At 74.5% G+C, this 19,483-nt stretch carries 18 protein-coding genes; 9 read left to right on the forward strand and 9 right to left on the reverse strand.

The window, feature by feature from the left end:
- Positions 1 to 2 precede the first annotated feature (2 nt).
- Positions 3 to 1,178: an oxygenase MpaB family protein gene (locus tag WHI96_RS04165; RefSeq protein WP_345650638.1), complete on the reverse strand. Its 1,176-nt coding sequence runs from the start codon at positions 1,176 to 1,178 to the stop codon at positions 3 to 5.
- Complete coding sequence (locus WHI96_RS04170) at positions 1,175 to 1,825, reverse strand: TetR/AcrR family transcriptional regulator (RefSeq protein ID WP_345650641.1); 651 nt, start codon at positions 1,823 to 1,825, stop codon at positions 1,175 to 1,177. Before WHI96_RS04170 ends, WHI96_RS04165 begins: the two co-directional genes overlap by 4 nt.
- Before the next feature lie 104 nt (positions 1,826 to 1,929).
- Between WHI96_RS04170 and WHI96_RS04175 the strand changes: the two genes are divergently transcribed.
- Together WHI96_RS04175 and WHI96_RS04180 are read left to right on the forward strand one after the other, a co-directional pair.
- Positions 1,930 to 3,324: a sigma 54-interacting transcriptional regulator gene (locus WHI96_RS04175; protein WP_345650643.1), complete on the forward strand. Its 1,395-nt coding sequence runs from the start codon at positions 1,930 to 1,932 to the stop codon at positions 3,322 to 3,324.
- Complete coding sequence (locus WHI96_RS04180; protein WP_345650646.1) at positions 3,317 to 5,296, forward strand: vWA domain-containing protein; 1,980 nt, start codon at positions 3,317 to 3,319, stop codon at positions 5,294 to 5,296. Before WHI96_RS04175 ends, WHI96_RS04180 begins: the two co-directional genes overlap by 8 nt.
- Before the next feature lie 34 nt (positions 5,297 to 5,330).
- Here WHI96_RS04180 and WHI96_RS04185 read toward each other — a convergent pair whose 3' ends face one another.
- Genes WHI96_RS04185 through WHI96_RS04195 form a run of 3 tightly spaced genes read right to left on the reverse strand, consistent with a single transcriptional unit; the run spans position 5,331 to position 7,917 of the window.
- Positions 5,331 to 6,209, reverse strand: coding sequence for an NAD(P)H-binding protein (locus WHI96_RS04185; protein ID WP_345650648.1), 879 nt, complete (start codon positions 6,207 to 6,209; stop codon positions 5,331 to 5,333).
- Positions 6,210 to 6,250: 41 nt separating this feature from the next.
- Positions 6,251 to 7,030, reverse strand: coding sequence for a transporter substrate-binding domain-containing protein (locus WHI96_RS04190; RefSeq protein WP_345650651.1), 780 nt, complete (start codon positions 7,028 to 7,030; stop codon positions 6,251 to 6,253).
- Positions 7,031 to 7,041: 11 nt separating this feature from the next.
- Positions 7,042 to 7,917, reverse strand: a complete 876-nt coding sequence (locus WHI96_RS04195; protein WP_345650654.1) for a LysR family transcriptional regulator — start codon at positions 7,915 to 7,917, stop codon at positions 7,042 to 7,044.
- A gap of 78 nt (positions 7,918 to 7,995) precedes the next feature.
- Here WHI96_RS04195 and WHI96_RS04200 point away from each other — a divergent pair, with 78 nt between their 5' ends.
- Positions 7,996 to 8,988, forward strand: coding sequence for a bile acid:sodium symporter family protein (locus WHI96_RS04200; RefSeq protein ID WP_345650657.1), 993 nt, complete (start codon positions 7,996 to 7,998; stop codon positions 8,986 to 8,988).
- Positions 8,985 to 9,164, forward strand: coding sequence for a hypothetical protein (locus tag WHI96_RS04205; RefSeq protein WP_345650660.1), 180 nt, complete (start codon positions 8,985 to 8,987; stop codon positions 9,162 to 9,164). The genes WHI96_RS04200 and WHI96_RS04205 overlap by 4 nt, the downstream gene beginning before the upstream one ends.
- Before the next feature lie 4 nt (positions 9,165 to 9,168).
- Here the strand turns inward: WHI96_RS04205 and WHI96_RS04210 are convergent, their stop codons facing one another.
- Both WHI96_RS04210 and WHI96_RS04215 read right to left on the reverse strand, forming a co-directional pair.
- A complete protein-coding gene (locus tag WHI96_RS04210) occupies positions 9,169 to 9,987 on the reverse strand; it encodes an LLM class flavin-dependent oxidoreductase (RefSeq protein ID WP_345650663.1) in 819 nt (272 codons plus the stop codon).
- Positions 9,984 to 10,655 carry a DUF4386 domain-containing protein gene (locus WHI96_RS04215; RefSeq protein WP_345650666.1) on the reverse strand — a complete coding sequence of 224 codons (672 nt, stop codon included), beginning with the start codon at positions 10,653 to 10,655 and terminating at the stop codon, positions 9,984 to 9,986. Before WHI96_RS04215 ends, WHI96_RS04210 begins: the two co-directional genes overlap by 4 nt.
- Positions 10,656 to 10,723: 68 nt before the next feature.
- Here WHI96_RS04215 and WHI96_RS04220 point away from each other — a divergent pair, with 68 nt between their 5' ends.
- The 3 genes from WHI96_RS04220 to WHI96_RS04230 all read left to right on the forward strand — a co-directional run bounded on the left by WHI96_RS04220 (position 10,724) and on the right by WHI96_RS04230 (position 12,956).
- The gene (locus WHI96_RS04220; RefSeq protein WP_345650669.1) at positions 10,724 to 11,185 is read left to right on the forward strand and encodes a MarR family winged helix-turn-helix transcriptional regulator; all 462 of its coding nucleotides are present in this window, start codon (positions 10,724 to 10,726) and stop codon (positions 11,183 to 11,185) included.
- A gap of 88 nt (positions 11,186 to 11,273) precedes the next feature.
- A complete protein-coding gene (mshC, locus tag WHI96_RS04225) occupies positions 11,274 to 12,512 on the forward strand; it encodes a cysteine--1-D-myo-inosityl 2-amino-2-deoxy-alpha-D-glucopyranoside ligase (protein ID WP_345650672.1) in 1,239 nt (412 codons plus the stop codon).
- An 84-nt stretch (positions 12,513 to 12,596) separates the two neighbouring features.
- Positions 12,597 to 12,956: a DUF2237 family protein gene (locus WHI96_RS04230; protein WP_345650674.1), complete on the forward strand. Its 360-nt coding sequence runs from the start codon at positions 12,597 to 12,599 to the stop codon at positions 12,954 to 12,956.
- Between the two features lie 4 nt (positions 12,957 to 12,960).
- On the opposite strand, the gene WHI96_RS04235 is transcribed toward WHI96_RS04230, so the two are convergent.
- The gene (locus WHI96_RS04235; protein WP_345650676.1) at positions 12,961 to 14,082 is read right to left on the reverse strand and encodes an MFS transporter; all 1,122 of its coding nucleotides are present in this window, start codon (positions 14,080 to 14,082) and stop codon (positions 12,961 to 12,963) included.
- 13 nt (positions 14,083 to 14,095) lie between these two features.
- Complete coding sequence (locus WHI96_RS04240) at positions 14,096 to 14,986, reverse strand: PAC2 family protein (protein WP_345650678.1); 891 nt, start codon at positions 14,984 to 14,986, stop codon at positions 14,096 to 14,098.
- A gap of 126 nt (positions 14,987 to 15,112) precedes the next feature.
- On the opposite strand from WHI96_RS04240, the gene metH reads away from it, so the two are divergent.
- Both metH and WHI96_RS04250 read left to right on the forward strand, forming a co-directional pair.
- Complete coding sequence (metH, locus tag WHI96_RS04245; protein WP_345650859.1) at positions 15,113 to 18,778, forward strand: methionine synthase; 3,666 nt, start codon at positions 15,113 to 15,115, stop codon at positions 18,776 to 18,778.
- Positions 18,771 to 19,472 (forward strand): HAD family hydrolase, encoded by a 702-nt coding sequence (locus WHI96_RS04250; protein WP_345650680.1) that lies wholly within the window; start codon positions 18,771 to 18,773, stop codon positions 19,470 to 19,472. Before metH ends, WHI96_RS04250 begins: the two co-directional genes overlap by 8 nt.
- The last annotated feature ends 11 nt before the right edge of the window (positions 19,473 to 19,483 follow it).

Raw genomic sequence — 19,483 nt, forward strand, 5'->3', positions numbered from 1 at the left:
CCTCAGGCCCCGTGCGTCTCGAACAGGGACGGGCCGCCGCGGTCGTCGGCGAGCAGCGCCCGGGTGGCGGCGACGTTGCGGACCCGCGCGGCTTCCAGCGACGCCGGGCTGCGCCGCACCCACCGGCGCTGCACCGCGATCACCCGCCCCAGGACGGCGACGCCCACCTCCCACCCGGGGCTGCGCCGCAGACCCAGCCCGGTGGTCACCGCGGCGCCGTGGAAGCGCCGGGCCAGTGCCTGCAGCAGGCGGCGCCCCTGCGGCACGGGCAGGCGCAGCGGCTGGACGAGCAGCGCGGCGACGGCCCCGACCAGCGCCCCGGCCAGCGCGCGCGACTCGGGGGCGGGCGGTCCGGTGACGGCGGTGACCAGTGCGTCGAGCTCCTCGGCGTCGGCGTGCGAGGTGACGTCGCGGACCAGTTCGGGGTCGATGCCGAGCTGGTGGGCCAGCAGCCGCCAGCAGGCGTAGACCTCGGTGGTCTCGGCGGGGGTGAGCCCGAACCCGATCGTCGCCTCGGCCCGCATCGAGACGAGGGTGAAGTCCAGCCACGTCCGGACCAGGTCGACCTGGTTGACCGGGGTGCCGTGCACGGCCTCGTCGAGGCCGCGGTCGCGGGCGAGCACGCGCATGTGGGCGTGCAGCACGCGGACCTGCAGGGTGCCGACGTAGCCGGGGCTGCCGGGACGCATGCCGCCGGGCAGGGTGGCGGCGAGCAGCCAGGTGCCGGTCTCGGTGAGGCGGCGCTCGGCGGATTCCACCAGCCGTCCGGTGGTGCCGAGCAGCACCGCGATCGACGGGGAGCCGTAGGTGCGCAGCAGCGCCCCGGCCGACAGCGACAGGGTGTGCACCGCGGGCGGCGCGGTGAACATCGGCCGGATCCCGGTGTCGAGCATCGCGGGGTCGGTGCCCGCGGGCAGTGACTCGGCCGAGGTGAGCAGGGCCGCGACGGCGGGGGAGGGGTCGGTCAGCGACGCGAGCCCGTCCCGGACGCCCCGCTGCAGCGCCGCGGTGAGCGCGCGGCCGCCGTCGCGGCCGGCCGCGCGGATCTCGGCGACGACGGCGTCGGCGAGCGGGTCGCCCGCGGTCCGGGCCCGCAGCGCGAGGTCGGCCCGCCGGGCGCCGAAGCGGGCGGCGAGGGCGTCCCGGTCGGGCGCGCCGGGCGGTCGGGTGGCGGTCACGGGAACCGGTCCTCCTGGGTCTGGTGCGGGGTGTCGTGCGGGGTGTCGCGCTCGTCGTGGGGGGCGAGCCCGGCTCCGGCGAGCAGCCGGGCCATCCGGGCCCGCAGCTCGGGCCCGGTCGGCGGGCCGGGGGCGAACACGGCCAGCGCGGACAGCCCGAAGACCCCGGCGAACAGCTCGCGGGCCCGTTCCCGGTTCCCGACGTGGTCCTGGATGAGGTCGACCAGGGCCGCGTCGGGTTCCGCGGCGGCCGGGCCGGTGGCGGTGCCGCCGTGGCCCCGGGCGACGCGCACGCGCAGCTCCAGCATGGTCAGGAACACCGCACGGCGGGGGCCGAGCAGGTCGACCAGGTAGGCGGTGCAGGCGTCGAGCAGGGTCAGCTCGCCGGAGCGTGCCCGGCGGGTCAGCTCGCCCAGCCGTGCGACGGCGTCGTGCTCCAGCTCGGCGGCGACCGCCTCCAGCAGCGCGTCGACGGTGCCGAAGTGGTAGGTCGCCGACGCGGCCGAGGCGCCGGCGCGGTCCGCGACCCGGCGCAGCGTCAGCCGGTCGAAGCCGTGCGCGGTGACGACGTCGACGGCGGCCCGCACCAGCGCACGACGGGTGTCGGCGCCGCGTCGTCGTCGCCCGTCGGGGGTGGGATCGGCCATGCCCGACAAACTATCTGTACAGACAGACAGATTCTAGTCCGGTCCGCGGAACACGGTTCCGCGACGGCGCGCTGCGCCCCGGAACCGGGCGTAGCGTGGAGATCGTGCCCGTCACACCTGACCTTCCCCGTACCGTCGGTGCGCTGCGTGCGTCCGGTCACCTGCAGCGCCCCGTGAAGCACGAGATCCGCGACAACCTCCTGGCGGCCCTGCGCGAGGGCCGCGACCCCTGGCCCGGCATCGTCGGCTTCGACGACACCGTCGTCCCGCAGCTGGAGCGGGCCCTCATCGCCGGCCACGACCTCGTCCTGCTCGGTGAGCGGGGCCAGGGCAAGACCCGCCTGCTGCGCTCGCTGGCCGGCCTGCTCGACGAGTGGACCCCGGTCATCGAGGGCTCCGAGATCGGCGAGCACCCCTACGAGCCGATCGTGCCCGCCTCGATCCGGCGTGCCGCCGACCTCGGCGACGACCTGCCGGTCGCCTGGGTGCACCGCGACCACCGCTACACCGAGAAGCTCGCCACGCCCGACACCTCGGTCGCCGACCTGATCGGCGACGTCGACCCGGTCAAGGTCGCCGAGGGCCGCTCGCTGGGCGACCCCGAGACCATCCACTTCGGGCTCGTCCCGCGGTCGCACCGCGGCATCGTCGCCATCAACGAGCTGCCCGACCTGGCCGAACGCATCCAGGTCGCGCTGCTCAACGTGATGGAGGAACGCGACATCCAGGTCCGCGGCTACACGCTGCGGCTGCCCCTGGACGTGCTGCTCGTGGCCAGCGCGAACCCCGAGGACTACACCAACCGCGGGCGGATCATCACCCCGCTCAAGGACCGGTTCGGCGCCGAGGTCCGCACCCACTACCCGCTGGAGCTGGCCCCCGAGGTCGAGCTCGTCGCGCAGGAGGCCGACCTCGTGGCCGAGGTGCCGCGGCACCTGCTCGAGGTCGTCGCCCGGTTCACCCGGCACCTGCGCGACTCCTCCGCGGTCGACCAGGGCTCGGGGGTGTCGGCCCGGTTCGCCGTGGCCGCGGCCGAGACCGTCGCCGCCGCGGCGCTGCGCCGCGCCGCGCTGACCGGCGAGGAGACCCCCTACGCCCGGCCCGTCGACCTGGAGTCGGTTCCCGCGGTGCTCCGCGGCAAGATCGAGTTCGCGTCGGGGGAGGAGGGCCGCGAGGACGAGGTGCTCGAGCACCTGCTGCGCCGCGCGACCGCCGACACCGCCCGGTTCGCGCTGCGCGGTGTCGACCTCGACGAGCTCGCCGTCGCGGTCTCGACCCGCCCGGTCCGGACCGGCGAGCGGATCCCGGCCAAGGACGTCGTCGCCGCGCTGCCGCAGGTCGACGCGCTCACCGAGATCGCCGCGAAGCTGGGCGCGTCGGGCACCGAGGATCCCGGCCCGATGGCCTCGGCCGCGGAGCTGGCGCTGGAGTACCTGTTCCTGACCCGCAAGTTGGCCAAGGACTCCTCCGACGACGGTGACACGGTGTCGTATGGCTGATCCGAGACGTCGTCGCCGCCGTTACGCCTACGGCCCCTACGTGGGCGGGCCCGACCCGCTGGCGCCGCCGTACGACATCCGCGCGGCGATGGACCAGATCGGCCGCGACGTCATGGAGGGCTCCTCGCCGCGCCAGGCGCTGCAGGAGCTGCTCCGCCGCGGCCTCGACGGGCGGCGCGGGCTCGACGACCTCACCCGGCGGGTGTGGGAGCGGCGCCGGGACCTGCAGCGCGACAACCGTATCGACGGGACGCTGCAGGAGGTCCGCGAGCTGCTGCAGCGTGCGCTCGACGCCGAGCGCGAGGCGCTGGGCCACGAGGACTCCGACGACGCGCGGTTCCGCGAGATGCAGCTCGACGCCCTGCCGTCCGACACCGGCGGTTCGGTCCGGGAGCTGGGCGAGTACGACTGGCGGTCCTCCGAGGCCCGCGAGACGTACCAGGAGATCCGCGACCTGCTCGGCCGGGAGATGCTCGACCAGCGCTTCGAGGGCATGAAGCAGGCCCTGGAATCGATGGGGCGGAACGCCACGCCCGAGGGCCGTGCGGCTCGCGAGCGGATCAACGCGATGCTCGACGACCTCAACGACCTGCTCGACCGGCACGCCCGCGGTGAGGACACCACCGAGCAGTTCGCCGAGTTCATGCGCTCCCACGGGGAGCACTTCCCCGAGAACCCGCAGAACACCGACGAGCTGGTCGACGCCCTCGCCGCCCGGGCCGCCGCGGCCCAGCGGATGATGAACTCGATGTCGGCCGAGCAGCGCGCCGAGCTGGCCGAGCTGGCCCAGCAGGCGTTCGGCGACCCGCGGCTGTCGCAGTCGCTGGCCCGCCTCGACGCCCAGCTGCAGGGCCTGCGCCCGGGCGAGGACTGGTCGGGGGAGGGGGACTTCCGCGGCGAGAACCCGATGGGCATGGGCGAGGCGACCCGCGCGATGGAGGAGCTGGGGCAGCTCGACGCGCTGGCCGAGCAGCTGGCGCAGAGCTACCCCGGGGCGCGGATGGAGGACATCGACCTCGACGCGCTCACCGAGATGCTCGGCCCGGAGGCCGCCGCCGACGCCCGCACCCTCGCCGAGCTCGAACGCGAGCTGCAGCGCCAGGACCTGTTCCGCCGGGCCCCCGACGGGTCGCTGCTGCTCTCGCCCAAGGCGCTGCGCACGCTCGGGCAGTCGGTGCTGCGCGACGTCGCCGACCGGATCTCCGGGCGCCAGGGGCAGCGCGACACCCGGCGTGCCGGGGCGGCGGGCGACGCGACCGGGGCGACCCGGCCGTGGGCGTTCGGCGACACCCAGGCCTGGTCGGTGCCGCGGACCCTGCTCAACGCCCAGCTGCGCCGCGCCGGCGGCGACGACCGGGCACTCGACGTGTCCGACGTCGAGATCGTCGAGACCGAGCAGCGCACCCGGGCCGCGGTGACGCTGCTGGTCGACACGTCGTGGTCGATGGTGGCCGAGGGCCGGTGGGTGCCGATGAAGCGCACCGCGCTGGCGCTGCACCAGCTCATCTCGACCCGGTTCCGCGGCGACGACCTGTCGCTGATCACCTTCGGGCGGCACGCGCAGACCGTGGACCTGGCCGAGCTGATCGGGCTGGAGGGCGTGTACCGGCAGGGCACCAACCTGCACCACGCCCTGCTGCTGGCCCGCGAGCGGCTCGCCGCCCGGCCCGACGCGACGCCGGTGGTGCTGGTGGTGACCGACGGCGAGCCGACAGCGCACCTGGAACCCGACGGCGAGGCGTTCTTCGACTACCCGCCCAGCCCGTACACGCTGCGGGCGACCGTCGACGGGCTGGACCGGCTGATCGGGATGGACGCGGCGTTCACGTTCTTCGTGCTCGGCGACGACCCGGGGCTGCTGTCGTTCGTGAACCGGCTCGCGCGCCGCGCCGGGGGGCGGGTGGTGCAGCCCGACCTCGACGGCCTCGGCGCCGAGGTGGTCTCGGACTACCTGCGCCGCCGTACCGGCTGACCGCGCGGCGCCGGGCCGACGGGCCGGTGCGGGATCAGGCGGGGGCGGGGTGCAGGTGTTCGGCGATCCAGGCGCGCAGCGTCGTCGGGGTCGTCGACACCACGTCGCGGCGCTGCTCGGGGACGTACCCGGGGGCCGAGAGGCCCTCGGCCATCCCGGCGACCGCGTCGACCTCCGGTGCCGTCATGCCGACGCCGGCCAGCATCGACCGGAACTCGGAGCCGGGCAGGTGCACCGCGCGGACCGGGTGGCCGAGGACCCCGGTGAGCACCGCCGCGGCGTCGTCGAACGTGAGGTCCGCGGGTCCGTGCACGGCCTGCACCAGCCGCCCCGACCACACCGGCCCGAGCAGTCGCACCGCGGCGACGGCGGCGACGTCGACGGGCGCGACCCACGGCAGCGGGTGGTCGAGCGGCCACGGCGTCGACAGCGTCCCGCCGGCGAGCTCGTCGGCCGACACCAGCAGGTTCGACATGAAGTAGCCGCACCGCAGGTGCAGCACCGGGGCGCCGGTCGCGTCGAGCGCCTGCTCGGTCGCGGCGAGACCGTCGATGTCCCCCGCCCCGCGCCGCAGCTCCGCCCCGCCGCTGCTCTGGAACACCGTCGCGCCGATCTCGTTGCGGCGCAACGACTCCGCGACGACGGCCGCGCAGGCTGACTGGTGGGCGAGCGGGTCGGTGCCGGACGGAGCCGGCGGGTTCACCCAGTACAGCCGGTCCGCCCCGAGCGTGGCGCCGACGACGGAGTCGGCGTCGGTCTGGTCGGCGACCACCGGCTCGACCAGCCCGGCGAGGTCGGGGGGCAGCCGGGCCGGGTCGCGGAGCAGGGCCACCGGGCGGACCCCGGCCTGCACGAGCAGGCGCAGCAGCCGGGAGCCGACGGTGCCGGTCGGTGTCGTCACCACGATGCGCATGCCGGCACCGTCCCACGGGGGTCCGACGGTCACACCCCGGCTCAGCCGAGCCAGGGGCGGGCGAGGCGGTCCCAGGTGCCGTCGGTGCGGGCGGTGCGCAGCCAGGCGTTCACGCGCCCGGTGAAGGCCGGGTCGCCGGCCGGGGTCAGGTAGGCCTTCTCCGACGCGGTGAACGGGGCGTCGGGGTGCACCGAGCAGAGCACCCCGGGGTGCTGTGCGGCCTGCCAGCGGGTCTCGATCGCGTCGGTGACCATCAGGTCGGCGCGGCCGGCCACGATCTCGTCGAAGATCGTGGAGTTGTCCGGGTGGTCGACGATCGTCGCGCGGGTGAAGGTCTGCCGGGCGAAGCGCTCGTTGGTCCCGCCCGGGTTCACCACGACCCGCACACCCGGCCGGTCGATGTCGGCGACCGTGCCGTAGCGGGCGACGTCGGGGCAGCGCACGATCGGCGTCTTGCCGTCGCGCAGGTAGGGCTCGGTGAACACGGCCCGCTCCGCGCGGTCCGGGGTGACCGAGACGCCGCCGACGGCGATGTCGCAGCGTCCGGCGACGACGTCGTCGAGCAGGGTCGCCCAGGTCGTGCGCACCAGCTCGGCGCGGGCACCGAGCTCGGCGGCGAGGTCGCGGGCCATGTCGACGTCGATCCCGGACCAGGTGCCGTCCGCGGCCAGTGCGGTCAGCGGCCGGTAGTCCCCGGTCGAGCAGACCCGCAGCACCTGCGACGACGCGACCCGCTCCGGCGTCGGGGACCCCGGTGCCGCGGGCGCACCGCATCCGGCGACCAGCAGCGCGAGCAGCAGGACGATCGGCAGGCGGCGCACGGCTCGGGACCCTAGCCGCCGTTCGGAGGGGTCCACGACTCCGGAGAGATGTCGGCGGTGCGGATGCTGCGGACCAGCGCCTCGGCCGGGTCGCTGCGCCGCCGCCCGTGCGCGAGCACCAGCTCGACCGGGCCCAGCTCGGGCAGCCCGGCACGGTCCCCGACGACCTCCAGCCCGTCGGGGACCAGCGTCGCGGCGTGCGCGAGCACCCCCAGCCCGGCGAGCGCGGCGGCCCGCAGGCCGGACAGGCTGCCGCTGGTGCAGGCCATCCGCCACGGCCGCCCGACCGTCTCCAGGGCCCCGACGGCGGCGGTGCGCGACAGGCTCGGCGGGGGATAGGCGACGACCGGCACCGGGTCACCGGGGCCGAGGGGCAGCCCGGGCGCCCCGACCCACACGAACCGGTCGCGTCGGACGACCAGCCGGCCGTCGTCGGGGCCGGGGAGGCGCTTGGCGAACATCAGGTCCAGCTCCCCGGCGTCGAGGCGGCGTTCGAGCCCGCCGGCCAGGCCGACGGTCAGCTCCAGGTCGACCTCGGGGTGGCGGCGGCGGAAGTCCGCGAGCACCGCGGGCAGCCGGGTCAGGACCAGGTCCTCCGACACCCCGAACCGCACCCGGCCGTGCACCCGCGACGCCCGGAAGTGCGCCATCGCCCGGTCACCCGCGTCGAGGATGGTGGCGGCGAACTCCAGCATCGCCTCGCCGTCGACGGTGAGCGACACCGAGTGGGTGTCGCGGTCGAGCAGCGGGCGACCGACCGTCGCCTCCAGGCGTCGCACGTGCTGGCTGACGGTGGACTGGCCGACGCGGAGCGTGGCGGCGGCCCGGGTGAAGCTGCGGGCGCGCGCGACCGCCGCGAAGGACCGCAGCTGGACGGGGTCGAGCACCCGGTCATCATAGATCGCGGACACAGTCATGGTGATCAGCCGGTTTCCCGATGGGCGGACGGCTTGCAGGATGGCACCGTGCGAGTCCGTTCCGATCCCTTCCTGGTGCTGCTCCTCGTGACCGTCGGCGTCGCGTCGCTGTTCCCCGCGCGCGGCGCGGCGGTCGGGGTCGTCGACGTCGCCGTCACCGCCGCGATCGGCCTGCTGTTCTTCCTCTACGGCGCCCGCCTCTCCGCCGCCGAGGCGCTGGGCGGGCTGCGGAACTGGCGGCTGCACGGCACCGTCCTCGCGGCGACGTTCGTGCTGTTCCCGCTGCTCGGCCTGTCGGTGCTGCTGCTGCCGGAGTGGCTGCTGCCCGCGCCGCTCGCCGCCGGCGTCGTGTTCCTGAGCTGCCTGCCGTCGACCGTGCAGTCCTCGATCGCCTTCACCGGCGTCGCCCGCGGCAACGTGCCCGCCGCGATCGTCGCGGCGTCGGTGTCGAACGTGCTCGGGGTGGTCCTCACCCCGGTGCTGGCCGCGCTGCTGCTGGCCACCAGCGGCGGGTTCGACGCGTCGAGCTTCGGCGACATCGCGCTGCGCCTGCTGGTGCCCTTCGTCGCCGGGCAGGCGGCACGACCGCTGATCGGCCGGTTCGTCGCCCGGCACAGGAAGCGGCTGTCGCTGGTGGACCGCGGGTCGATCCTGCTCGTCGTCTACGCCGCGTTCGGCGAGGGCGTCGTCGCCGGGATCTGGGGGCGGCTCACCCCGGTCTCACTGCTCGTGCTGCTCGGGATCTGCCTGGTGCTGCTCGCCCTGGTGCTCGTCGCGACCTCGCTCGGCGCCCGCGCGCTCGGTTTCGACGACGCCGACCGCATCGCGATCGTGTTCTGCGGGTCGAAGAAGTCGCTGGCCAGCGGGCTGCCGATCGCCGGGGTGCTGTTCGGCGGCCCCGCCGGGGCGCTGGTGGTGCTGCCGCTCATGCTGTTCCACCAGATCCAGCTGATGGCCTGCGCGATGATCGCCGACCGGGTCGGCCGGCGCCGCGCGGCGCTCGACACCGACCGGATCGCCGGAGCACCATCGCGGGCGTGACGCCGCCCGCCTGCCGCCTCTGCGGCGCCCCCGGTCCCGACGACGCCGGGGTCGCCGCCGTCGCGGGCTGGGTGACCGACCGCGACGAGCGCGGCCGTGACGGCAGGCTGTGCCCGGCATGCGCCCGCCGCCACGTGCGCGACATCGAGTCGAAGCTCGACGTCGAGTGGTGGTGAACGCTCAGGTCCCCGCGAGCCGGGCGACGACCGGGGCGAGCGCCCGCGCGTACGCCTCGCCGACGACGACGTAGCTCGCGCCCCACTCGTCACGGCGTCGGCGCAGCTCGCCGGCCATGGTCGCGACGGAGCCCCGCAGGCGCGCCGGGCAACGCGGGTCGCGCAGGATCCGCACCGCGTCCGGCCCGGCCCACCGTGCGGCGTCCGGCGGGAGCCGGTCACCGACGGCGAACAGGCTGGTGGCGATCTCGACCGGGTGCCCCCGCAGCGATGCCGCCATGGCGGCCACCTGCTCCCGGGTGGCCGTCGGTGGGGCCGCGAGGGCGACGGTGTCGGCGTCCCGGGCGGCCGCGGCGAGAGCTCGCGGACCGGAGGCGGCGACGACGAGCGGGGTGCGCACCATGCCCTGGTGGGCACGCTCCCCGGCACGGACCGCGGCGAGCGTCGCCTGCAGGGCGGCGAGGCGTTCGCGGCCGGAGCCCCAGGGCAGCCCGAGACGCTCGGCGTCGGAGCCGGCGGCCGGACGGCCGGTCCCCAGACCCAGCTCGAACCGGCCGTCGGTGAGCGCGGTCATGGACCGGGCCTCCCAGGCGACCGCGTCCGGCGGTCGCAGCGGCGCGGCCAGGACGAACGGCCCGACCCGCAGCTCGGGGACGGCGGCCGCCGCGGTGGCCAGGGCGACGAGCGGTGCGTGCGTGTCCAGGGTGTCGGGTGTGAGCAGGACGGCGAACCCGAGATCGGCGACGGCGCGGGCCCGGCCGGTCCACTCCGCACCCGTACCGGAAGCGGCCGCGAGCACGCCGAACCGGAACGGACGGTTCATCGGGAGGCTCCCGGCAGGGGGTCGCGCAGGGTGAAGGCCAGGGCGAGGAGCACGACGACCCCGCCGAAACGCCCCACGGGCAGCAGCGGGTAGAGGACGGGGGCGGCCGGGGCGAGGACCGTCGCCAGCGCGCAGACCCCCACGACGACACCCAGCCACCCGATCACGCGTGGCGCGCCCCCGCCCGCCACCACCGGGATCGCCAGACCCAGCAGGACCAGCCCCAGCGGCACGACGAACCCGGGTCCACCCGCGCCGAACCAAACCGCAGCGAGCAGTTTCGCGAGCACGGCGTCGCCGTACGGGGCGACGACGGCACCGGCCCAGCCGGCGAGTGCGGCCACCGAGAGCGACGCCGCGGCCAGCACCGAGCCCGCGAGCGCCATGAGCGGTCCGGGCGCGGACGGCGCGGCCCGTTCGACGCGACGGACCGCGGTCGCGGCGAGGACGACCAGCGGGATGGCCGACCCGAGCAGGGCGGCCGATCCCGCCCCCATGGCTCCCGCGTGGGCCCGGGCGAGCGCGAGGACCTCGGCAGGCGGTGTGTCCGGCCGGGGGCCGGCCGCGCCGAGCACCGCGGCGACGCCGGTGAGCACGGCGAAGGCGACGGCGGGCACGGGCAGTGGCGGCCCCGCGGGGACGGTCCGGTGGTCGTCGATCATCGTCATCTCCCGTAATCGTTATAAATATGAACGATTACAGTTCGACACCGTTGGTCAAGTGATACGGTCTCGACGTGGCGACGACCCCGCGGGCCGGTTCCGCGTTCCTGCTGGCCCAGCTCGGGGCACACGCCGCGGCGCGCTTCGCCGACCGTGTCGCCGCCCTCGAGCTCACCCCGCCCCAGGCCGGTCTGCTGCGGGCGGTCGCGTCCGGACCGGGCCGTTCGCAACAGGCCCTGGCGAGCCACCTCGGCATGCCGCCCAGCAGGCTCGTGGCCGTCGTCGACGAGCTCGCCGGGCGGGACCTGCTGGAGCGCCGCCGCAACCCGCAGGACCGTCGGCTGCACGCCCTGCACCTCACCGCCGCGGGAGAGCGGGCGATCGCACGGATCGGGCAGGTCGCCCGCGCGCACGACGACGATCTGCTGGCCGTTCTCGACGCCGACGACCGCGCCACGCTGCACGCGTTGCTGACCCGGGTGGCCGCGGACCAGGGACTGACCCCCGGGGTGCACCCGGGCTTCCGCCGGCTCTGAGCCGCGCTGTGGACCGTCCCGGAATCTGCGACCGACCGCGCGCGTTCGCATGCGTGACCGCTTCCGAGAGCTAGGTAGGTTTGACCGCATGGAGACCTGGGCCCCGACCGACGTCCCGGCACTGGAGGGCAGCGGCCCGCCGCTGCGCCTGCACGACACCGCCACCGGCCGGGTCCGGCCCACGGCGCCCGGCCCGGTCGCGACGATGTACGTCTGCGGGATCACCCCCTACGACGCGACCCACCTCGGCCACGCCGCCACCTACCTGACCTTCGACCTGGTCCACCGCTACTGGCGCGACCTCGGCCACGACGTGCACTACGTCCAGAACGTCACCGACATCGACGAGCCGCTGCTGGAGCGTGCCGAGCGCGACCAGGACGACTGGATCGTGCTGGGCCTGCGCGAGACCGCCCTGTTCCGCGAGGACATGGAGGCGCTGCGGGTACTGCCGCCGCGGGAGTTCGTCGGCGCGGTCGAGGCGATCCCCGAGATCGCCGAGCTGGTCGAGAAGCTCGTCGCCGCCGGTGCGGCCTACCGGATCGACGACCCGGAGTACCCCGACGTCTACCACGACGTGACCGCCACCGGGCACTTCGGCTACGAGTCGAACTACGACCTCGACACGATGCTGAGGTTCTCCGCCGAGCGCGGCGGCGACCCGGACCGGCCGGGCAAGCGCAACCGGCTCGACCCGCTGCTGTGGCGCACCGCACGCCCCGGCGAGCCCGCCTGGGACTCCGGCCTCGGCCGCGGCCGCCCCGGCTGGCACGTGGAGTGCGCCGCGATCGGCCTGAACCGGCTCGGCCCGCAGATCGACCTCAACGGCGGCGGCTCGGACCTGATCTTCCCGCACCACGAGTGCGGCGCCCTGCACACCGAGTCCCTCACCGGTGAGCACCCCTTCGCCCGGCACTACGTGCACACCGGCATGATCGGCCTCGACGGCGAGAAGATGTCGAAGTCCCAGGGCAACCTGGTCTTCGTCTCCAAGCTGCGCAACGCCCGCGTCGACCCGAACGTCATCCGGGTCGCCCTGCTCGACGGGCACTACCGCACCGACCGGTCCTGGACCGACGAGGTGCACGCGAAGGGCGACCGGCGGGTCACCCGCTGGCGCGAGGCCGTCGGCCTCGACGCCGGACCGGACGCGACCGCGGTGGTCGCGAGGCTGCGGACCCACCTCGCCGACGACCTCGACACCCCCGGTGCGCTCGCCGCCGTCGACGCCTGGGCCGAAGAGGCGCTCACCCGCCGCGGCACCGACACCGGTGCCCCGCAGCAGGTGCGTACCACGCTCGACGCGCTGCTCGGCGTGCGCCTGTAGCCGCACGGCGAGCGCGGATCCCCGGGGCCCGACACGGCACGCACCCGACCGGCGCGCCGGGCACGGAGCCGGGAGACTCCACGGATGGCCCTCAACGTGCTGGGCGGTGAGCTGGAGACCTGCGGGACCGATCCGCTCACCGGCTTCTACCGCAACGGATGCTGCGACACCGGTGGGGAGGACGCGGGCGTGCACACCGTCTGCGCCCGCGTCACCGGCGAGTTCCTCGACTTCTCCCGCGAGCAGGGCAACGACCTGACCGCCCCGAACCCGGGGTCCGGGTTCCCCGGCCTGGTGCCGGGGGACCGGTGGTGCCTGTGCGCGAGCCGCTGGGTCGAGGCGCTGCGCGAGGGTGTCGCACCGCCGGTGGTGCTCGAGGCGACGCACGCCCGCACCCTCGAGTGGGTCGACCTCGACGACCTGCGGGCGCACGCCGCCGGTTGAGGGCTCAGGCGCGGCGCGGCCGGTCGGCCGCGAGCACGGCCGGCGCGCCCGCCGCCAGCAGCACCGCGGGTGCGAGGAACGCGAGCACCGGATCCGCGTGGTAGACCGGCGTCAGCGCCACCGGCGACGCGGCCGTCCCGGCGAAGCGGACCGCCTGCACGACCGACACCGCACCGCCGCCCCCGTTCGCGCCCAGGACCAGGGTGTTCACCCCGACCAGGATCAGCTGGCCGCACACCCCGCCCAGCGCCCACAGCGCGACGACGACGCCCAGCACCGGCACCAGCCCGATCAGCGCGACGAGCACCCCGCCGACGACGGTCCCGGCGACCACGCAGCGCCGGGCGCCGAACCGGTCGACCGCGCCCCCGATCAACCGGGCGGTGAGGATGCCGGCCACGCCCAGCGCGGTCAGCACCAGCCCCCGCCCGCCCGCCCCCAGGCCGAAGGTCTCCTCCAGGCGCAGCGCCAGCAGGAAGTTCAGGCCCGCCAGGCAGCCCCAGCCGATCCCGGCGACCAGCCCGAGCCGCAGCACCGGACCGGTCCAGGCCGCCCGCAGCCGCGGGGGAGCGCCCGCGGGCGCGGCGCCCGCGCCCCCGGGGATGCCGATCACGGCCAGCCCGAGCGCCACCAGGGCGGCCCCGCCGAAGGCCAGCCGCCAGTCCAGCTCAGCGGCCAGCCCGCCCACCAGCGGCGCCGAGGTCTGCCCGGCCGCCTGCAGCGACCCGAACCAGCCCAGCACCCGGCCCAGCCGGTCCGGCTCCACCGCGGCGGCCAGCGCCGCCAGCAGCAGGGGGGTGGTGAACGCGTTCGCGACGCCCTGCAGCGCCCGCCCGGCCAGGAAGACCGGCCAGGACACCGCCAGCACGCAGGCCAGTGAGGCGACGACGTAGAGCGCGTACCCGGCCACGACGGTGCGCCCCCGGCCCCACCGGTCGCCGAGGGTGCCCGAGACGAGCATGACCCCGGCGAACGGCAGCAGGTACGCGGTGATCGACACCGCCGCCGTCGCCGTCGGGACGCCGAAGTCGGCGCCCAGCTCCGGCAGCATCGCCGCGGTCAGGCCACCGCCGAAGGGCCCGAGGAAGGCGCCCAGGAATAGCGCCGCCCGGCGCAGCGCCACCACGTGCCGCGGCCGGTCAGGAGTTGGGGCCGCGGCGGCGCAGGTAGCGCTCGAAGTCCGCCGCGATCGAGTCACCGGAGGTCTCGCGCAGCTCGGTGCGCGCCTCCTCGTCGTCGGACTCCGACGCCTGCTCCTCCAGCTGGCGCACGTACTCGCGGACCTCGTCGTCGGCGTCGGCCATCTCCGAGACGGTCCGCTCCCACTCCTCGGCCTTCTCCGGCAGCACCCCGAGCGGCACTTCGACGTCGAGGGACTCCTCGATCCGGTGCAGCAGCGCGACCGCGGCCTTCGGGACCTGCGCCTGCGAGACGTAGTGCGGCACCTCGGCCCAGTAGGAGACGGCCGGGATGCCGGACTGCACGCAGGCCTGCTGGAAGACCGCGACGATCCCGGTCGGGCCCTCGTAGTTCGACGGCTCGGTGCCCATCGCCTTCTGCGACTCCGCGTCCCAGGAGGTGCCGTTCACCGGCGTCGGACGGGTGTGCGGGACCTCGGTGAGCAGGGCCCCCAATGTGATGACCTTCGTCACGCCGAGGCGCTCCGCGTGGCCCACCAGCTCCGCGCAGAACGTCTTCCAGCGCAGGTTCGGTTCGATCCCGTTCACCAGGACGACATGCCGGTCGGTGCCCGGCAGCGTGGCCCACGACAGCCGGGTGGTCTGCCATTCGATGCGCCGGGTGACGCCGTCGGAGAGCTTGACGTGCGGGCGCGTGACCTGGAAGTCGTAGTACTCCTCGGGATCGATCGAGGTCAGAGGCTTCGCGTCCCAGCTGAGCTCGAGGTGCTCCAGCGCGGTGCTCGCGGCCTCACCGGCGTCGTTCCAGCCCTCGAACGCGGCGATGAGGACCGGATCGACCAGCTGCGGCGTGCTGTCGCCACCCGTGATGCTCGGCTCTCCGTCGGTCATCACCCCAGCCTACGACCCCGCGGGCGCGAACCCGGGTTCCTCCCCCTCCACCAGGTACCGTGGCGGATCGTGTCATCTACGACGGGAGCGGATCACTCGGTGGGCACCTCTGCGCACGACAGCACCCTGCACCCGGTCGACCCCGAGCGGGTCCGGCGGGCGGCCCGGCGCACGGAGCAGCTCCGGGAGCTGCTCGGCCGCCGCATCGGCGTGATCGACGGTGCCTGGGGCACCGTCATCCAGGGTCTCGGGCTGACGGCGGCGGACTACTCCGCGGACTGGCTCCACGGCCACCACAAGGACACCAACGGCGACCCGGACCTGCTCAACCTCACCCGTCCGGACCTGATCCTGCAGGCGCACCGCAACTACTTCGACGCCGGCGCGGACCTGACCACGACCAACACCTTCACCGCGACCACGATCGGCCAGGCCGACTACGGTCTCGAGTCGAAGGTCGACGAGATGAACGTGGCCGCGGCGAGGCTCGCCCGCGAGGCCGCCGACGAGGCCGAGAAGGCCACCGGGGAGCCCAAGTGGGTGGCCGGCTCGATCGGCCCGCTCAACGTGACCCTGTCGCTGTCGCCCAAGGTCGAGGACCCCGCCTACCGCGCGGTGTCCTACGAGCAGGTCTACGACTCCTACGCCCGGCAGATCGCCGCGCTCGACGAGGGCGGCGTCGACGTCCTGCTGATCGAGACCATCTTCGACACGCTGAACTCGAAGGCCGCGCTGCAGGCCGCGCACGACGTCGCCCCGCACCTGCCGGTGTGGATCTCGGTGACCATCGTCGACCGCTCCGGGCGCACCCTGTCCGGGCAGACCGTCGACGCGTTCTGGACCTCGGTGCGCCACGCCGCGCCGCTCGTCGTCGGGCTGAACTGTGCGCTGGGCGCCGACGAGATGCGCCCGCACGCCGTCGCGCTCGCCGAGATCAGCGACGCGTTCGTCGCCACCTACCCCAACGCGGGACTGCCGAACGCCTTCGGCGGCTACGACGAGACGCCTGCGCAGACCGCGGACTTCCTGAAGGAGTTCGCCGAGTCCGGGCTGGTCAACATCGTCGGCGGCTGCTGTGGCACCGGCCCGGACCACATCCGGCACATCGCCGACCGGGTCAAGGGGCTCCCGCCCCGGGTGCCGACCGAGGCCCCGCAGCGCACCCGCTTCTCCGGCCTGGAGCGCTTCGAGATCGGCCCCGACACCGGCTTCGTGATGATCGGTGAGCGGACCAACGTCACCGGCTCCAAGCGGTTCCGCCGGCTCATCGAGTCCAAGGACTACAACGGCGCGCTCGACGTCGCACTGGACATGGTCCGCGGCGGCGCGAACATGCTCGACGTCAACATGGACGCCGACCTGCTCGAGTCCGCCGACGAGATGCGCACCTTCCTCAACCTGCTGGCCACCGAGCCCGAGGTCGCCCGGCTGCCGATCATGATCGACAGCTCGCGGTGGTCGGTGATCGAGGCCGGCCTGCAGTGCGTGCAGGGCAAGGGCGTCGTCAACTCGATCAGCCTCAAGGAGGGCGAGGAGCCCTTCCTGGAGCAGGCCCGCAAGGTCAAGGCCTACGGCGCGGGCGTCGTGGTGATGGCCTTCGACGAGACCGGTCAGGCCGACACCGCCGACCGCAAGGTCGAGATCTGCGGACGCGCCTACGACCTGCTCGTCGAGAAGGCCGGGCTCGACCCGCACGACATCATCTTCGATCCGAACATCCTCGCCATCGCCACCGGCATGGAGGAGCACAACGACTACGCGAAGGACTTCATCGAGGCCTGCCCCCGGATCAAGGAGCGCTGCCCCGGCGCCCACATCTCCGGTGGCGTCTCGAACCTGTCCTTCGCCTTCCGCGGCAACAACGTCGTCCGCGAGGCCATGGACTCGGCCTTCCTGTTCCACGCCATCAAGGCCGGCCTGGACATGGGCATCGTCAACGCCGGCCAGCTCGCGGTCTACCAGGACATCCCGGCCGACCTGCTCGAGATGGTCGAGGACGTCCTGTTCAACCGCCGCCCCGACGCCACCGACCGGCTCGTGGAGAACGCGGACCGGTTCAAGGGCGAGGGCACCCGGCGCAAGGTCGACCTGACCTGGCGGGAGAACGACGTCCGCGCCCGCCTGTCGCACGCGCTCGTGCACGGCATCGTCGACTTCGTCGAGGCCGACACCGAGGAGGCCCGCGCACAGGCCGCCCGGCCGCTCGACGTCATCGAGGGCCCGCTGATGGACGGCATGAAGGTCGTCGGCGACCTGTTCGGCGACGGCAAGATGTTCCTGCCCCAGGTCGTGAAGTCCGCCCGCGTGATGAAGCGCGCCGTCGCCTACCTCGAGCCCTTCATGGAGAAGGAGAAGGAGGAGGCCAAGGCCCGCGGCGAGATCGACGCCCGCGGCCACGGCAAGGTCGTCATGGCCACGGTCAAGGGCGACGTGCACGACATCGGCAAGAACATCGTCGGCGTCGTGCTGGGCTGCAACAGCTACGAGGTCATCGACCTCGGCGTCATGGTGCCCGCGCAGACCATCCTCGACACCGCCGTCGCCGAGGGCGCCGACGTCGTCGGGCTGTCCGGTCTGATCACCCCCTCGCTCGACGAGATGGTGAACGTGGCCACCGAGATGGAGCGGCGCGGCCTGAAGCTGCCACTGCTCATCGGCGGCGCCACGACCTCCCGCCAGCACACCGCGGTGAAGATCGCCCAGCAGTACCAGGGCGACGTCCTGCACGTCATCGACGCCTCCCGGGTCGTCGGGGTCGTGTCCGACCTGCTCGACGACGACCGCGCCGAGGCCCTGTCCCGGCGCAACGACGCCGACCAGCAGCGGCTGCGCGAGCAGCACGAGGGGCGGCAGGCCAAGCCGCTGCTGCCCTTCGCCGACGCCGTCGCCAACCGGGAGGTCGTCGAGTTCGGCGAGCTGCCCGTCCCGGAGTTCACCGGGGTCCGGCCGTGCGAGCCGACGATCGCCGAGCTCCGCGAGCTGATCGACTGGCAGTTCCTGTTCCTGGCGTGGGAGCTGAAGGGCAAGTTCCCGCAGATCCTGAACTCGCCGGTCGCCAAGGAGCTCTACGACGACGCCAACGCGATGCTCGACCAGATCATCGCCGAGAACCGGTTCACCGCTCGCGGCGTCTACGGCTTCTGGCCCGCCCGCGCCGAGGGCGAGGACGTCGTGCTCTCGCCCGACGGCGGTGACGTGCGGCTGCCGATGCTGCGCCAGCAGACGGTCAAGCCGCAGGGGCGGGCCAACCGCAGCCTCGTCGACTACGTGGCGCCCGGCGGGGACCACCTCGGCGCGTTCGCGGTGTCCATCCACGGCGCCGAGGACATGGCGGCCGAGTTCGAGACCGCGCTCGACGACTACAAGGCGATCATGGTGAAGGCCCTGGCCGACCGCCTCGCCGAGGCCTTCGCCGAGTACGCCCACCGGCAGGCCCGCCGCGAGTGGTTCGAGCCCGACGCGAACCAGCCCGTCGAGGACCTGCACGCCGAGCGGTTCCGGGGCATCCGGCCCGCGTTCGGCTACCCGGCCTGCCCGGACCACACGCTCAAGCGGCCGCTGTTCGACCTGCTGGGTGCCGAGGAGACCGGCGTGGGGCTCACCGAGTCCTTCGCCATGACCCCGGCGGCCGCGGTCAGCGGCATGATGTTCGCCCACCCGGAGTCGCGGTACTTCACCGTCGGCCGGATCGGGCTCGACCAGGTCGTCGACTACGCCGGCCGGCTCGGCGTGGAGGTCGCCGTCGTCGAGAAGTGGCTGCGCCCGAACCTGGGGTACACCCCCGATGCCTGAGCCGACGACGACCCGGCCCGCGGGCGTCCTGCTGGACATGGACGGCACGCTGATCGACTCGGAGAAGGTGTGGGAGGTCGCACTCAACGACCTCATGAAGCACCTCGGTGCTCCGGAGCTGAGCCTCGAGGCCCGGCTGGAGTCCGTCGGCGGCTCGCTGGACTCGTCGCTGCGGATCTGCTTCCGCGAGGCCGGACGCGACCCGGACACGATCCCCGCCGACGAGTATCGCGAGACCGGCGAGTGGCTCTACGACCGGGCCGGGGAGCTGTTCTCCCACGGCGTGCCGTGGCGTCCCGGTGCCCGGGAGCTGCTCGGCGCCCTGCGCGAGGCGGGCATCCCGGCCGTGCTCGTCACCAACACCATCCGGGTGCTGGTGGAGCGGGCGCTGGAGACCCTGGGCCGGGAGCACTTCACCGCCGTCGTGCCCGGCGACGAGGTGCGCGAGCCCAAGCCGCAGCCCGAGCCCTACCGGCGCGGCGCCCAGCTGCTCGGGGCCGACCCGGGCGACTGCGTCGCGGTGGAGGACTCGCCGACGGGTGCACTGTCGGCCGAGCGGGCCGGCTGCGCGGTGCTGGTGGTGCCCTGCGAGCTCGACGTGCCCGCCGGTCCGCGCCGGGTGCTGCGCGAGACCCTCGCCGGGATCGGTCCGGCCGAGCTCGGGGCGGTCCTCGCGGAGGTCCGGGCCCGCTGAACGGCCCAGCG

The sequence above is a fragment of the Pseudonocardia tropica genome (genome assembly GCF_040105315.1).
In the GTDB taxonomy this organism is placed as follows: domain Bacteria; phylum Actinomycetota; class Actinomycetes; order Mycobacteriales; family Pseudonocardiaceae; genus Pseudonocardia; species Pseudonocardia alni.

Excerpts from the sequence above, each read along its gene's own strand:
- WHI96_RS04170 (WP_345650641.1), bottom strand. The coding sequence starts at position 1,825 with ATGGCCGATCCCACCCCCGACGGGCGACGACGACGCGGCGCCGACACC.
- WHI96_RS04180 (WP_345650646.1), top strand. The coding sequence starts at position 3,317 with ATGGCTGATCCGAGACGTCGTCGCCGCCGTTACGCCTACGGCCCCTAC.
- WHI96_RS04185 (WP_345650648.1), bottom strand. The coding sequence starts at position 6,209 with ATGCGCATCGTGGTGACGACACCGACCGGCACCGTCGGCTCCCGGCTG.
- WHI96_RS04210 (WP_345650663.1), bottom strand. The coding sequence starts at position 9,987 with ATGAACCGTCCGTTCCGGTTCGGCGTGCTCGCGGCCGCTTCCGGTACG.
- WHI96_RS04215 (WP_345650666.1), bottom strand. The coding sequence starts at position 10,655 with ATGACGATGATCGACGACCACCGGACCGTCCCCGCGGGGCCGCCACTG.
- mshC (WP_345650672.1), top strand. The coding sequence starts at position 11,274 with ATGGAGACCTGGGCCCCGACCGACGTCCCGGCACTGGAGGGCAGCGGC.
- WHI96_RS04230 (WP_345650674.1), top strand. The coding sequence starts at position 12,597 with ATGGCCCTCAACGTGCTGGGCGGTGAGCTGGAGACCTGCGGGACCGAT.
- WHI96_RS04240 (WP_345650678.1), bottom strand. The coding sequence starts at position 14,986 with ATGACCGACGGAGAGCCGAGCATCACGGGTGGCGACAGCACGCCGCAG.
- WHI96_RS04250 (WP_345650680.1), top strand. The coding sequence starts at position 18,771 with ATGCCTGAGCCGACGACGACCCGGCCCGCGGGCGTCCTGCTGGACATG.